Source organism: Halomonas sp. YLB-10 (assembly GCF_003856855.1).
Lineage (GTDB): Bacteria > Pseudomonadota > Gammaproteobacteria > Pseudomonadales > Halomonadaceae > Halomonas > Halomonas litopenaei.
In genome coordinates this window covers 1-15,252 of sequence record NZ_RRCU01000003.1, presented here as the reverse complement: position 1 = coordinate 15,252, position 15,252 = coordinate 1, and the positions used below count along the sequence as shown (strand labels likewise).

Genomic DNA, 15,252 nt, shown 5'->3' with positions numbered 1-15,252 from the left:
AAGGCGGCGCGCAGGGTATGGGTATCGTCCGGCGGCAGGGTTGTGCAGAATCAAGGTTGATGCGGCCCTGTCACCGGCGCGGCAATGATGCCCGCAAGGATACCCCAGCAGCCCGGGGTCCGGCTATGGTGGGCCGCCAGTGTTCCGTTCGGGTTACCCCGAGCGGTCCTTGTCTGCATCAAGGAGGACACCGTCATGAGTGATCAACATTCTTCGTCCGGCGAACATCGTCTGCGCGACGGCTATGAGCGGGTACTGGCCCGGCTCAAGGAAGGGGCCGAGGACCTCACCTGGGACAATCTGCAGAAGGATCTCGACGACGCCGTGGAGTTCGAGGCGGAGCTCGAGGAGTACACCAAGGACGAACTGGCGCTGCTGAGGGCCTGGGTCGAGCGTGATCTCAAGGACATGCGCCGCTACCTGGCTGCCGGCGGCGAGGGCGTGGCCAGCTGGCTCGGCATCGACCTGACCATCCTGTCGCGCAAGGTGGTCGACTCGCTCTTGTCGATCGCCGATCGCAGCGTGATCGAGCGCGAGCAGCTCGAGGACGACCTTGAGGCCTCCCGTGCCGACTACACCGCCGGCGAACTGGCGGCGCCGGGACGCATGTCCTGCGTGCACTGCGACGCCGTGGTCGAATTGCACGGGGTCAAGCGCATCGAGCCCTGCCATCAATGCGGCCATCGCTACTTTGGACGTGTCGGCTGACGTCCGCCGACCGCGCCGTCGGCGCAATATCAGGTGGCAATCGTCTGGCGTGCGGCTCAGGCCGAGACGGCCTGGGCCAGGCAGGCGATCGCCACCAGCACCAGCGCCGACATGACCAGAGCGTAGTGTAGATTGTGCTTCATCATGCGATAGCCACTGATCCCGTAGCGCCCCTGCAGTGACAGGTTGATGCCCGACAGCGGGCCGACGGCGGTGCCCACGCCCCAGGACGCCAGGGCGACGAAACCGAACAGGGTCTGGTGGGGGCCATCCAGATCCAGCATCGAGGCCAGCACCGAGATGCCGATGATCGGGTGCAACCCGGCAATGGCGCTGGCAACGATGGCGACATAACTCAGCATGGCGGGCCCCACGCCAAAGTCGGCAAACAGTGTCCAGTCACCGTTGGTGGCGGCGGCGACCAGGATCGAGAGTCCCTTGGTCAGAAGTCCCGCACACAGAAACAGGGTGATTTCGCCGCGCATGCCCGGCAGTCGGTAGTGAAGGTGGCGAACAAGGCGTTCTCGGGTCGCTGCAGCGCCCCTGGCCAGGTTGGCGGCCAGCGCCAGCATCGGCATCAGGAAGGTGATGATGCTGACGATGGTCAGAGACGGTGTGATGACGTAGTGAAACACCATCACCAGTCCGGCCACGCTGGCCGGCATCAGCAGACTGCGGGGGGACAGTGAAAAGCCGGGGACCTCGCTGACGTCGAAGCGGCGTGACAGTTCGAACACGCTGTAGAGGCCGCCGGCAAAGGCCAGCGGCAGTCCGGCGGCCAGCACCGTGGTGTATTCAAGCGATGGAGCCAGGGAGACCGCCACGCCCATGGCGGCGAAGAACGGCGACCACATGGCGGCGCTGGAAAGCCCTCGGTTGAGCCCCAGTAGTTGAACGTCGAGCAGACGACCGCGGCGTTCCAGGCGATCGCCGACCATGAAGACCGCGGACAGGTTGAGGATGGCCCCGAGCAGCTGCACCCCCAGCCAGGTCCCGGCCAGACCTCGGCGCCCGGTCACCGGTTCGCTGTTCGGTGGCCCCTCCGAGGGGCGCCCGATCAAGGCGATAAAGCTCACCCCTACCAGCATGGCCACCACGAAGGCGTTGCCATCGAGCAAGGTGGTGATGTCGGGGGTGGCGTCGAAGCCCACCACCGCCAACGCCAGAAAGGCAAGCCCCAGCACCGCCAGCACGCCGGCCTGCCACTGATTGCGCCGGGGAATGTCCGGCCACATCAGCAGGCTGGCGGCCCACAAGGGCAGGCTGACGCTCCAGCTCGGCAGCCCGTCGAGGCCCAGGCCCGCGATCTGCGCCAGCAGGCCCGCCAGCGTCAGTGCGCCGGCCAGGCGGTGTCGCGGTGGAGGGAGAGGCATGCGAGTCATTACAGACGTCCCTGTGGTGGTGCGCTCAAGGCGAGGCGGGGTTTGCCACGGCTTCCTGGTCGAGGCATTCGAGCAGCGAGCGGGCGGCGTTGGACAGGGTGCGGTCGCGGTGCACCAGGTAGCCGAGCGGGCGCTGTATGGCAGGCTCCTCGAGGGCCAGCCGGACCAGTCTTTCGCTGGCGATGTCCCGCTCGACCATGGGGTCGGGCAACAGACTCCAGCCAAGCCCGGCCGAGGCCATCATCTTGAGGGTTTCCAGATAGTTGGTCGACTGTCCCACCCGCGGCGCCAGACCGTGCCTGGCCAGCCGCTCGAGGATCAGCTGGCGGGTGAAGGTCAGTGGCCCCGGCAACAGGGCGTCATGCTCGCACAGGGTCGCCAGGGTTACGCGGCTCTCCCGGGCGAGCGGATGCTCCGGGGCGGCAACGAAGGTCATGTCGTCGACCCACACTCTGGTGGCACGAAGCTGAGGGTCGGGGTGGGCCGACAGGGTCACCAGGGCCACCTCGATATCGCCGTCCAGCACGCCCTGGTAGGCCTGCTCGGAGTCGAGAAAGCGCAGGTCTAGGCGCACCTCCGGATAGCGCTTGACGTAGCTGCCCAACACCGGCGGCAGCCGGTGCAGTCCGATATGATGGCTGGTGGCCAGGGTCAACTCGCCGCTGACCTCGTCGCTCAGGTTGCTCAGGGCCCGGCGGCTGTCGTCGACCATGACCAGGATCTGGCGTGCCCGCGGCAGCAGCAGCCGTCCGGCTTCGGTCAGACTGACGCGGCGGCCGATACGGTCGAACAGGCGGGCGCGCGTCAGCGCCTCCAGGCTGGCGATACGCTTGCTGACGGCCGGCTGGGTGAGGTGAAGCTGTTCCGCCGCGCGGGAGAAGCTGCCGCTGTCGGCCACGGCGAGAAAGGCCTGCAGGCTCTGGGTATCCATGGCGGTGCTCCCGGGGCGGATGACGAGGGAAAGTGGCGACGATTTGCCGGGTAATGATGTATTCCACTTGGGAATCGTTTGAATAAATAACATGAATTGATTTTATTGGCGAGTGGCGCGACACTCGACCTATCCCATCCCCGGGCAAGGCCCGCGGGACCGGCAAACGACCGTTTTCGATCAATCGAGAGGGGCGGCTTCAGAACGACCGACAGGCCCACCGCCAGCGTGGCGCCTGGAGCCAAGCCCCCGGAGGAGACACCGCATGGCAGGCCAGACACTCTACGACAAGTTGTGGCGGCAGCACCTGGTCAAGGAGCGCGATGATGGCACCGCGCTGATCTATATCGATCGTCAACTGCTGCACGAGGTGACCTCGCCCCAGGCCTTTGAAGGTCTGCGTCTGGCCGGGCGCAAGCCGTGGCGGCTGGACGCCAACCTGGCGACGCCGGACCACAACGTACCGACCACCGTGAAGGAACGTTCCGAGGGCAACAGCGGGATCAAGGATCCGGTATCACTGATCCAGGTGCAGACGCTTGATGATAACTGCGAGGCCTTCGGTATCGAGGAGTTTCGCATCAATGACCCGCGCCAGGGCATCGTCCACGTGGTCGGCCCCGAGCAGGGTGCGACGCTGCCGGGCATGACCGTGGTGTGTGGTGACTCCCATACCGCTACCCACGGCGCCTTTGCCGCCTTGGCCCATGGCATCGGCACCTCCGAGGTCGAGCACGTGCTGGCCACCCAGTGTCTGCTGGCGCAGAAGATGAAGAACATGCAGGTGCGCGTCGAAGGCGAGCTGGGCGAGGGCGTCACCGCCAAGGACGTGGTGCTGGCGATCATCGGCGAGATCGGTACCGCCGGTGGCACCGGCTACGCCATCGAGTTTGCCGGCAGCGCCATCGAGAGCCTGTCGATGGAAGGTCGCATGACGGTGTGCAACATGGCCATCGAGGCCGGAGCCCGGGTCGGCCTGATCGCGGTGGACGACACCACCATCGAGTATCTGGCCGAGCGCCCCTTCGCCCCCAGCGGCGAGCAGTGGGACGCCGCCGTGGCCGACTGGCGCGAGCTGGTCTCCGATGCCGACGCCGTGTTCGACAAGGTGGTGACGCTGGACGCCGCGTCCATCGAGCCTCAGGTCAGCTGGGGCACAAGCCCCGAGATGGTCACCGGTGTCAGCGGTGAGGTCCCGGATCCCGCCGAGGCCGATGACGACACCGCGCGCACCGGCATCACCCGGGCGCTTGAGTACATGGGGCTGTCACCGCGCCAGAAGATCACCGATATCCGCCTCGACAAGGTGTTCATCGGGTCCTGCACCAACTCACGCATCGAAGATCTGCGTGAGGCGGCCAAGGTGGCCCGTGGTCGCAAGGTCGCCGACAGCATCCAGCTGGCGATGGTCGTCCCGGGCTCCGGTCTGGTGAAGCGTCAGGCCGAGGAGGAAGGGCTCCACAAGGTGTTCATCGAGGCCGGCTTCGAGTGGCGTGAGCCCGGCTGCTCCATGTGTCTGGCGATGAACGCCGACAAGCTCGGTGCCGGTGAGCACTGCGCCTCCACCTCCAACCGCAACTTCGAGGGGCGTCAGGGTTACGGTGGTCGCACCCACCTGGTCAGCCCTGCCATGGCCGCCGCTGCCGCCATCGCCGGCCACTTCGTCGATGTGCGCCAGTTTGATTCCACCACCGCTCGCCAGGAGGCCTGAGCCATGCAAAAGTTCGAACGCCTCGAGGGTCTGGTCGCGCCGATGGATCGGGCCAACGTCGACACCGACCTGATCATCCCCAAGCAGTTCCTGAAGTCGATCAAGCGTACCGGCTTCGGCGTCAACCTGTTCGATGAACTGCGCTACCTCGACGAGGGTCAGCCCGGTCAGGACGTCAGCCAGCGCCCGTTGAACCCGGATTTCGTACTCAATCAGCCGCGTTATCAGGGTGCCCAGGTGCTGCTAGCACGGCGCAACTTCGGCTGCGGCAGTTCCCGTGAGCACGCGCCCTGGGCGCTGGAGGACTTCGGCTTCCGCGCGGTCATCGCGCCGAGTTTCGCCGATATCTTCTACAACAATGCCTTCAAGAACGGCATCCTGCTGATTACCCTGCCTGAAGAGCAGGTCGACCGGCTGTTCGCCGAGGTCGAGGCCAACGAGGGCTACCGTCTCGATATCGACCTCGAGCACCAGCGTGTGGTGACCCCTGGCGGCGAGATCCTCGAGTTCGAGGTGGACGCCTTCCGCAAGCACTGCCTGCTTGAAGGCCTCGACGATATCGGCATCACCCTAAAGGACGAGGCCGCTATCGCCGATTTCGAGGCGCGTCATCGCACCGCTCGCCCTTGGCTGTTCCGCGAGCCGGCCAAGGCGTAGACCTGTCTCTCATCGACAGCTGGCCCCGCCCGATGGCGGGGCTTACGATTCTCTCGATCTTCATCTTTCTGCCAGTTTTCAGGAACCCCATCTCATGACCCGCAAGATTCTTGTCCTTCCCGGTGACGGCATCGGGCCCGAGATCACCGCCCAGGCCAGCCGCGTGCTCGAGGCGCTCAAGGCCAAGGGGCTCGACGTGGACGTGGAGGAAGCGCTGGTAGGCGGCGGCGCCTATGACGTCCACGGCGTGCCCTTGCCCGAGGAGACCCTGGCCAAGGCGCGTGCGGCGGACGCCATCCTGCTGGGGGCCGTAGGCGGCCCCCAGTGGGACACCATCGAGGACCTTTCCAAGCGACCCGAGAAGGGGCTTCTGGGGCTGCGCAAGGAGCTGGGGCTGTTCGGCAACCTGCGCCCGGCCATCCTGTATCCGCAGCTGGCGGAGGCCTCGACCCTCAAGCCCGAGGTGGTGTCCGGGCTCGATATCATGATCGTGCGCGAGCTGACCGGCGGTATCTACTTCGGCCAGCCTCGCGGCGTCGAGGAGCGTGACGGTGAGCGCGTCGGCTTCAACACCTACGTCTACAGCGAGAGCGAGATCGAGCGCATCGGCCGGGTGGCCTTCGAGATGGCGCGCAAGCGTGACAAGAAGCTTTGCAGCGTCGACAAGGCCAACGTACTGGAGGTCACCATCCTGTGGCGCGAGGTGATGGAGCGGCTGTCCGCCGAGTACCCGGACGTGGAGCTGTCGCACATGTACGTGGACAACGCCGCCATGCAGCTGGTGCGCGCGCCCAAGCAGTTCGACGTGGTGGTGACCGGCAACATGTTCGGGGACATCCTGTCCGACGCCGCCGCCATGTTGACTGGCTCCATCGGCATGCTGCCGTCGGCCTCGCTCAACGAAAGCGGCCAGGGCATGTACGAGCCTTGCCACGGCAGCGCCCCGGATATCGCTGGTCAGGGTATCGCCAATCCGCTGGCCACTATCCTTTCGGTGGCGATGATGCTGCGCTATTCGCTCAACGAGCCGGCCATGGCCGAGCGCATAGAGGCTGCGGTGGGCAAGGTGCTGGATCAGGGCCTGCGCACCGCCGACATCGCCTATCCGGGTACCCGCCAGGTGTCCACCAGTGAGATGGGGGATGCGGTGCTGGCGGCGCTTTAACGCCTTTGTTAATGGTGCTGGCGCCCGGCAATCGGGCGTCGCTTATCCTGACTGTGCCGGTGGCATCTGAAAGGTGCTGCCGGTTTCTGTATAATGATTGCCTCACTCGATTTCTGGAGGACTTCACATGTTGAAAGTCGGTTTCGTCGGTTGGCGTGGCATGGTGGGTTCCGTGCTCATGCAGCGGATGGTGGAAGATGGAGATTTCAACGGCATCGAGCCGGTCTTCTTCACCACCTCCCAGGTCGGTCAGGCCGGCCCCGACGTGGGTGTGGACGTGCCTCCGCTGAAGGACGCCTTCGACATCGAAGCGCTCAAGGCGCTGGACGTGATCATCACCTGCCAGGGCGGCGACTACACCAAGAAGGTCTATGAAGACCTGCGCGGTGCCGGCTGGAAGGGCTACTGGATCGACGCTGCCAGCACGCTGCGCATGAGCGATGACGCCACCATCGTGCTCGACCCGGTCAACCGCAAGGTGATCGACGCTCAGCTCGACGCCGGTGCGCGCACCTTCGTCGGCGGCAACTGCACCGTCAGCCTGATGCTGATGGGCCTCGGGGGCTTGTTCGAGGCGGACATGATCGAGTGGATGACCTCCATGACGTATCAGGCCGCATCCGGCTCCGGCGCCAAGCACATGCGCGAGCTGCTCAACCAGATGGGCGGCCTGCGTGACAGCGTGGCAAGCGAGCTCAAGGATCCGGCCAGCGCCATCCTCGACATCGACCGCAAGGTCACCGAGGCGATGCGTACTGGCGCCATCCCCACCGACAACTTCGGTGCGCCGCTCGCCGGCAGCCTGCTGCCGTGGATCGATTCCAAGCTGGATAACGGTCAGAGCCGCGAGGAATGGAAGGGCTACGTCGAGACCAACAAGATTCTCGGTCGCCAGGACAGCCCGGTCCCCATCGACGGCCTGTGCGTGCGTATCGGCGCCATGCGCTCTCACAGTCAGGCGTTCACCATCAAGCTCAAGCAGGATGTGCCGCTCGACGAGATCGAGGAGCGTATCGCCAGCCACAATGAGTGGGTCAAGGTCATCCCCAATGACAAGGACGCCACCATCGATGGGCTGACGCCGACCGCTGCCACCGGCACCCTGAGCATCCCGGTGGGTCGTCTGCGCAAGCTGAACATGGGCGGTGAGTACCTCAGCGCCTTCAGCGTCGGTGACCAGCTTTTGTGGGGCGCCGCCGAGCCGCTCAAGCGCATGCTCAAGGTACTGCGCGAGCGCTAAGGCCTAAGTACTATCGGTTCGTCGGGGCGCCTTTTGGGCGCCCCGACGTCGTTCAGGGCCTCTGATGTGCGGGCCCATCGCGTTATTTACATGATCGATCAGCACCGGAGCAGGGCGCTTGGGCAAGACCACCGTTCGTTCATTCGTCAGGCGATTGCGCAGGCGGCCGGATGGGCCAGACGTTGCCAATCCCTGGCGCAAGAAACCATTGGCCGACAACCTGACGGCCTATCTCGAGCTGATGCTGGAACACGCCAGGGAAACGACCGCCGCTGGACGGCCCAGGTTGCTGCTGGTGGCCGAAGCACTGGGCTTCAAGGGCGGTGGCGAGACCGGAATCCCATTGTCGAGCCCAGCACTACTGCGTTCTTGTAAGCATCCCTTTATCGAGACGCTGAAACCGCACCTCGCCCTGGTACCGGAGGGCGGCAGCGAAGCCACTGCCACCATCGCCTGGGAGTGCTTCGCACGTCTTGGGCTGACGCCGCTGGTGTGGAACGCCTTTCCCTTCCACCCCCATCAAATAGCGCGGACGCACAGCAATCGGGCGCCACGTGTAGCAGAGCTGCACGAAGGCATCGACTGGCTCAGGCGGCTGGATCAGCTGGTCGCTAGCCACTCGACGCCGACGATGGTGGCTGGGGTAGGGAGAAAGGGCACCCTGGCCGCCCAGGCTGCCTTTCCCGAGCGCGAGGTCGTCGCCCTGCGTCACCCTTCCTACGGCGGCAAGGCCGAGTTCGAGCGCGGCCTCAGGCTGCTGATGAGTCGGCTGGATACTGCCGACCATGCTCGCTAGAAAGCGCTCCCGAAGCGGACCGCTCGGTTGACCTGCTTGCAGGGCGTGGTCTAACTGTGTGTCAGTCACAATTCGAAAGGTCGATGAGCCAAGGCACTTCTGGTTCACGCCTTAGATATCGGCAGGGATCGTCGTATCCTCCAGCAGAGTGCGCAAATCCTCGTTGATCGTTGGAGCCATCTCGCTATCGAGAGAGGTCTGCGCCGTTATCGGCGAGGGACTCGGATCATCGGCCAAGATGGGAGTGATGGCGAGGTCAGTGAGTTTGCCAGCGCTCTCGCTGTCATCGAGTAGCTCGGCGATATCGAGTGGCTCGGCGATATCGAGTGGCTCGGCTGCGGGAGTGTCCTGGTTTGATCGTCCCTTCACCGGCGAGTCATCGTTGATGCGCACGAGCAGCTCACCCAGGGCGCTGTCGCCGTCGCTGTCGGTGATCCGGTAGCCAAAGCTTAGATCCAGATTGTCCTCGATATTGACCCCACCATGGTCCAGCGGGCGAGCCAGGGTGACGCGGTAGGTACCGTCCTCCACGTCCAGCAGCTCGACGTGAAGTGCTGTCCTGCCATCGGCGTCGAGTCCGGTCAGCTGCTTGCCCTCAGCGCCTGGCTGCCAGTCGATCCTTGTGCCACCGGACCGGATATCAGGAAGGTTGTGGGTTTCCCAGACAACGTCGCCGGCGCCGTCGTCTCCAAAGTCGTAGCCGAGGTTGCCCATGGCGACGGTTGCTTCGCCGGGTATGTCGCCGATTCCACCAGGCTCGCCCCCCGGCAGGCCATCCTCATCGAGCAAGGCAAGTGGCGATGAGGTTGCAAGGTCACCATCACTCAAGGGCGTCGTTGGGCGATCGTCAGACAGTAGTGCTGCATTGACGCTGATGCGACCCTCGCTTGCCACGCTATCGCCATCACCATCGGTGGTGACAATCTGAAAGACCAGCTCTGTGTCTGAGGTGATGTTGGGGCTCGCGTCCAGGGTGAAACTGCCGTCCGAGTTGACCGTCAGGCTTCCCTGTGGAGTAAAGATGCGTTGATCCAGGTCGAATTCGGTGGTGCTGCCGGCCAGGGTCACCTTGGTGGAACCGACGCCATCGGCGCCGCCCCGCTGGCGCCAGAAGCCGGTCACGTTGTCGCCAGCGTCCACGGCGACGGGGGAATCGATGGTATTTGTCGGGGAGTCATCGTCAACCACGATGCCTACCCTGGCAGATGCTTGATTGTTCTGGCTGTCGCGAATGGTGTACTTGACCGAGAAGGCCAGATCATCCTCGTTACCTGTGATGGGATGATCCAGTGGCGCGCGCAGGGCAAGGCGATAGGCCCCGGTATCGATATCGGTAACGGTCAGGTGCAAGACGGTCTGGCCGTCCAGGGTCCTGGCTGCCAGGGTCTTGCCGCTGGGTGAAACAACGTAGTGTAGCGCTTCGCCCTGGGACGACAGGCTCGGCAGGCCGCTGGACGACCACGAGAAGGGAGCGAAATCTGCCGCTCCCAGGCTGCCAAAGCTGTAGGGGATGGTGCCGGTGACCACCGTCGCAGACCCGCCAAGGTCGCTCGGGCCTTCGAGATTACCGCCGGGAAGTCCATCCTCATCCACGCTGGCGACCGTACTGATATCGTCTTCTTCCTCGAACGGGGGCGACAGGATGGGCACGGCAACGAAACTATCCAAGCCAGATTTCATGGTAAAAATCCTTGCCGGTAAGTGATGAAGGGTGTTTGCAGGGAATCCGACGCTCTGGCGAATATGAAGAGTATGCTGAAGGAAGAATCCCCGCACCCAGTCGCCTGCTTCTATCCTCATGGGCAGGGGTGGCTATTGGTTAGGGGAGGGATGCTTTGGTAGTAATACAATCAGTGGTATAGGCAGACGTCAGAAGCAAAAATGTCAAGAATGAGAGGTTTTTATGTCATTGTCGTAAGAGGGATCGATAGCGACGGGTGTGACAATGTACTAGAGGAAAAAGCATCGATCTCGTACATCGCGCCTTGTCTTGAAGACCGAAAGCCGGAGGCTGCTGGCTACATTCAACGCGGTCATGCCCAGACTCGAGGAGAAATCGATTGCGGCCGTGTCGAAGAAGCGGAGGTTGCTTCAGCTCTGGGGGTGCGAATTGGAGAGCTACGTCTGAATCCTGAAGACCGAGGTTATTCACCTGAATCCGTTCGCCACGATGGAACCGTCGCAGCAGGCTTGCATCCAGTGCACCCATGGTGACAACCACGAACGCCTCATGCGGAAACGAAAAGCCTGAACCCTGTACACAACAGGACTCAGGCTTTGAGCGCCGGCTGAACGAGATGGCCAGCCATTGTGGGTCTGGTCATACTTGTCGACGCTATTTTCAGTTCTTTCCAATGCTTGCCATCGGGTTGTTGTCAGTGGGTGGGCGGCGGGCCGCCCATCCCGTTTTCCCTCCGTTGCCCTAGGGCTTGTCTGAAAAGTGCCTGCGCTCGGTAATACGGCGTTAAAAATCGGATCAAAATGCTCATTTACACCCCGTAAACTGCGCTTTCTCACCGATTTTTGCCTTGTCTAACCTTCGCTCGTCGACTTTTCGGACAGCGCCTAGTCGACCTTCAACTGGCCATCGTCGAGCAGGTTCTGCAGGAAGGTGTCCCCATCTGCTCCCATCTGAACGCCGATCAGAACGACCACCTGGTCAGCGTTGCCGCCTCCGGCGGCGAGGTTACCCTCGCTGCTGATGGACAGCACGGTGTCGTCTCCGTCCTGGTTGGCCTGCAGGTAGTCTGCGAGGTTGTTCTCGTCGGCACCCTGGAGAAGGTCGGCAAGATCGAGCCGATCGGCATCGGCATCGACGCCAAACTCGCCGACGGTGAAGTCGGTCACGGTATCCCGTGCCGGCGTGGCCGCGCTACCGGCATCATCCAGCCCCCAGGCAAAGACATCGGCTCCGGAACCACCGGTCAACTGATCGTTATCGCCACCACCGATCAGCAGATCGCTATCACTACCACCGAGTAGTAGATCGTTTCCGCCGCCGCCGATCAGAATGTCGTCGCCCGCCCCACCGGATAGCTGATCGTCACCACCATCGCTGCGCGATCCGCTGGCCAAGGCATCGACATTGTCCCGGATAAAGGCGGCCGTCTCATCCCTGGTGGGCTCGGCGCCATTCTGCGTGGTCAGGTAGTCGACCAGTCCGACAAAGCCACTTCCGCTCTCTCCTCCGACACCCGCCGGGTTGATCTCGTCGCCAAAAATTACGTCGTCGCCGGCACCGCCGGCCAGAACGTCATCGCCGAGATCCGCCGGCTGATCGAAGGACGAGCCACCGTCCAGCGCCGTTGCAAACTCCTCGGGGGTGCCAATCATGGACACCTCACCGGCTGGCACAAGCTGGTCGTCTGTGTAGCTTTGAAGATCGAGTGAGATATCCTGAACGTACAAGGTGAAGAACTCCCCTCTAGCGTTCTCCACCTCGAACTGTAGCCTATAGGTTCCTCCTTCCAGCCCGTTGGCCACAATCTGATTAGTACTATTGTTGATATTGCCCGAGCGAAATCTTAACCCCGTGGCAACGGCATCCCAGCCTCCCTCATCATTTTGCGTCTGCAGCTCCCAGGAGAAGTTGTCGTTTATATTTCCTTCCTGTTCCAGGTCGTTTGCGGTGTCGGTCACGAAGTTAAATGACACGCTATAGAACTGGTTGACACCGGCAGGTTCATTCACGACGAAAGCGTCACTGGTGACGATCGTGCTGCCATCACCCGTGCCATTGTCCCGAATGCGTAGATAGGTGCCGATCGAGCTACTGTCGATGGTCACTCCACCATCAGCCGTCTGCAGCGCCCAACTATCGATGGATGCGAGTCTTCCCGTGTCTCCCGTATTAAAGGTGGCAAGAAATTCCGCATCGCCTACCGATGTACCGGCATCCAGGGGAGTGGGCACCATCTTCAACCCACCACTTGAGGTGTTGTCAAGAACCTTCAATACCTCAAGGTTGGCGTCGTCGCCTACCCCGATCGCCTCTACCCGACTGATAGCGGCCAGCGGATCGTATCCTTCGAGAGAGTTGACAATATCACCTAGGGTGGTGACGTTTCCTTCCCCTGTATCAGTGACGCCAATATTTCCGTTCGCGTTATGAGAAACGGGGTCTCCATCGGACATGAAGTAGGCAACGTTGTTGAAGCCCTCCTGACTGACAGACGTCATCCAATCGTTGGCGACAACAAAGGCTTGCTCATAGTTGGTTCCAGAAATAACCCCTCTGCTATCCAGGTAGGCATTGATGTCGTCCAGATCCGCTACTGACAGATCATTGAACTCGATCGAGTTGGCCACCTTTCCAGCGAACGTCACGATCTGGGCATTGATCGATCCTTCGAAAGAAGCCAGTTCGGTAAGCTGGGCTCGTAGCGCTTCGATGGCCACCTTGAAGCGTGATTGTCCGTTTTCCAGAAACTGCCCCATGCTTGGTGACACGTCTAGAATAAAGGACACATTGTGGTTCTGCGCAGGTTCGAGCACGGTATGGGTACCGCCGGCATCACCGAGAATGACGTCGTCACCATTGCCACCGGTGGTGCTGTCATCGCCGCTGCCGCCGACGAGTAGCTGGTCACCATCCGGCAAAGCCAGCGCCAGAGTACCGTCGGCTGTATCGCCGTCGTTATCCGTTACGGCCAGTGGCAATGCCAGTGTCGGTGAATCCTCCGCTTCGGCGTAGACAAAGTCCCCTACAGAAAATGGCCGGGTGCCATCCAAACCGCGATACTCGATCGCTTCAAAAGCCTCGCTGGTCGTAAGCACCAGCTGAGCACCGACGGGAATGCTTCTCACGTTGATGGTACCATCGGCATTTTCCTCAATCGTCACCGACGAGGTGATGTCATTGCCGGCACTATCCAGGAAGCGAACATCGCTCCTAGAAAGGTCCAGCACCTGACCGCTGACGGCAACCGGATGTCCGCTCGTGTCGGTGCCATCAGCAGCTGAAGAAATGGCCCTGATCTCGATATCGGCAAAAGTTGCTTCTGTATTGATAAACTGGCGGATATAGGTAATTCCGCGATGGTTATCCCAGCTTGCTTCGGTGTTGGTAAAACGGAGGTTGTCAACGAAATCGAGTCGAACCGACTCGTTGAAGCCCGTCAGGTCATCGTGGCCCGCAGCCAGCTGTGTATCCCCGTCAGTTCGCAGCCAGGACGCATGAGGCCCATTGTAAGTCCAGGCGGATGCCACAACATCGGCTGCTCCCTCGGTTCCCTCAAAGCCGACGAAGCGATGCCCGGATCCGGAACCATTGTCTCCGAACTCAAACACAATGTGTTTGCTGCCGTCACTGATTTGCGTGCTGGTACCGTCAAATGCTCGGATTCCATCATCGAGGACCTCTACCTCGTAGGTAGAACCATCCGCCGCCAAACTCACCTCGAACGCCACGTCACCTCCAGCGGTCTTGGCCTGCAGCGTCTTGCCATCACCGCTCAATTGGTAGGTCAGGCTCTCGCCATTAGACGTGAGCAGCATCCCGCCACTGGCACTCTTGACCTCCGCCCCGTTCAGTCCGGCACCAAATTGCACGGACTTGATGCCATCGGCTCCCGCAATATCGCCAAAGTTGACTGTGCCTGAGGCCAGCAGCCCATCCTGGGCATCGGATGCATGGGGCGTATCGTCATCGACCACCACCGAAAGGAAGCCATTTGCCTGGCTGCCATCGGCATCGGTAATAGTGTAGCCAGCGAAGAAACCGAGATCGTTCTCGCCATTGCCCGGGGAGTGCTCGAGCGGCTGGTGCAGCGTCACCTGATAGGTGCCCGAGGCCTGGTCGGTCAGGGTGATGGTGATTACCTGCTCGGTGCCGCCACTACCATCGCTGGCAAAACCGACAATGGTGCTGCCAGCGTTGCCAAGCGTGAACGTTATCGCACGACCATCCGCGGTCTCGAGATCGGATGGCAGGCCGGCAAGACGCCAGGTGAAGGCACCGTTGGCTGCAGGACCATCGGTGCCAAAGCTGTATCCTAAGGTGCCACTGGCGACGGTGTTCTCGCCTGCCACGTCACCGACGCCACCGGCGATGCCGCCAGGCAGGCCATCTTCGTCAACGACAGCAGTGGGGTTGGTGGTGGTTGGGTCACCATCGCTATCGGGGGTGGTGGGACCAGTGCCGCCATCGGCGACTGCGACATTGAGGCTACCGCCGACCGTGCTGCCGTCACCGTCGGTGGCGGTATAGTCGATGGTGGCGTTGCCGACGAAGTCGGGGTTGGGCGTGAAGGTCAGGGTACCGTCGGGGTTGACCGCAACGGTGCCGACAGCCGCGCCGCCCTGGACCGTGGCGCTGGTGATGCCGCCGGAGCCATCGGCGCCGAACTGGTCGTTGCCGAGCACGTCGACAGTGACGGAACCGTCATTGTCGGTGGTAGCCACGTCGGCGTTGGCCACCGGCGTGTCGTCATCGACCGTGATATCGATACTGCCGGAGGCGCTGTCACCGACGCTGTCGGTGATGGTGTAGCCGACGCTGAAGTTGATGTCGCTCTCGACACCGGGGTGGGAATGATCCAGTGGCTTGGCCAGCACCACCTTGTAGTTGCCGTTGGCAACGTCGGTGAGCTGGACGGAGATGACACGGCTACCCGTGTTGTCAAAGCCGACCAGCGAACGACCATTGCTGCTCAGCGACCAGG

The 15,252-nt window shown here is 62.4% G+C and carries 10 protein-coding genes; 6 read left to right on the top strand and 4 right to left on the bottom strand.

Annotation, left to right across the window (positions count from 1 at the left end):
* The first annotated feature begins 195 nt into the window (after positions 1 to 195).
* Positions 196 to 708 carry a zinc ribbon-containing protein gene (locus EBB56_RS07470; protein ID WP_045992653.1) on the top strand — a complete coding sequence of 171 codons (513 nt, stop codon included), beginning with the start codon at positions 196 to 198 and terminating at the stop codon, positions 706 to 708.
* A gap of 56 nt (positions 709 to 764) precedes the next feature.
* Here EBB56_RS07470 and EBB56_RS07465 read toward each other — a convergent pair whose 3' ends face one another.
* Together EBB56_RS07465 and EBB56_RS07460 are read right to left on the bottom strand one after the other, a co-directional pair.
* On the bottom strand, positions 765 to 2,090 hold the full coding sequence (locus EBB56_RS07465) for a hypothetical protein (RefSeq protein ID WP_409360202.1): 1,326 nt from the start codon (positions 2,088 to 2,090) through the stop codon (positions 765 to 767).
* Between the two features lie 25 nt (positions 2,091 to 2,115).
* Positions 2,116 to 3,021 (bottom strand): LysR family transcriptional regulator, encoded by a 906-nt coding sequence (locus EBB56_RS07460; protein ID WP_124803678.1) that lies wholly within the window; start codon positions 3,019 to 3,021, stop codon positions 2,116 to 2,118.
* A gap of 265 nt (positions 3,022 to 3,286) precedes the next feature.
* Between EBB56_RS07460 and leuC the strand changes: the two genes are divergently transcribed.
* The 5 genes from leuC (at position 3,287) to EBB56_RS07435 (ending at position 8,590) form a co-directional block, all read left to right on the top strand.
* Positions 3,287 to 4,732: a 3-isopropylmalate dehydratase large subunit gene (gene leuC, locus EBB56_RS07455; RefSeq protein ID WP_045992651.1), complete on the top strand. Its 1,446-nt coding sequence runs from the start codon at positions 3,287 to 3,289 to the stop codon at positions 4,730 to 4,732.
* Between the two features lie 3 nt (positions 4,733 to 4,735).
* Complete coding sequence (gene leuD, locus EBB56_RS07450) at positions 4,736 to 5,389, top strand: 3-isopropylmalate dehydratase small subunit (RefSeq protein WP_045992650.1); 654 nt, start codon at positions 4,736 to 4,738, stop codon at positions 5,387 to 5,389.
* 94 nt (positions 5,390 to 5,483) lie between these two features.
* Complete coding sequence (leuB, locus tag EBB56_RS07445; protein ID WP_124803676.1) at positions 5,484 to 6,554, top strand: 3-isopropylmalate dehydrogenase; 1,071 nt, start codon at positions 5,484 to 5,486, stop codon at positions 6,552 to 6,554.
* 127 nt (positions 6,555 to 6,681) lie between these two features.
* Positions 6,682 to 7,794, top strand: coding sequence for an aspartate-semialdehyde dehydrogenase (gene asd / locus EBB56_RS07440; RefSeq protein ID WP_045992648.1), 1,113 nt, complete (start codon positions 6,682 to 6,684; stop codon positions 7,792 to 7,794).
* Between the two features lie 118 nt (positions 7,795 to 7,912).
* Positions 7,913 to 8,590, top strand: coding sequence for a uracil-DNA glycosylase (locus EBB56_RS07435; RefSeq protein WP_124803674.1), 678 nt, complete (start codon positions 7,913 to 7,915; stop codon positions 8,588 to 8,590).
* A gap of 111 nt (positions 8,591 to 8,701) precedes the next feature.
* On the opposite strand, the gene EBB56_RS07430 is transcribed toward EBB56_RS07435, so the two are convergent.
* Both EBB56_RS07430 and EBB56_RS07420 read right to left on the bottom strand, forming a co-directional pair.
* On the bottom strand, positions 8,702 to 10,270 hold the full coding sequence (locus tag EBB56_RS07430; protein WP_124803672.1) for a hypothetical protein: 1,569 nt from the start codon (positions 10,268 to 10,270) through the stop codon (positions 8,702 to 8,704).
* Between the two features lie 885 nt (positions 10,271 to 11,155).
* Positions 11,156 to 15,252 (bottom strand): type I secretion C-terminal target domain-containing protein (locus tag EBB56_RS07420; protein WP_124803668.1); only part of this gene is annotated, 4,097 nt, incomplete at its 5' end.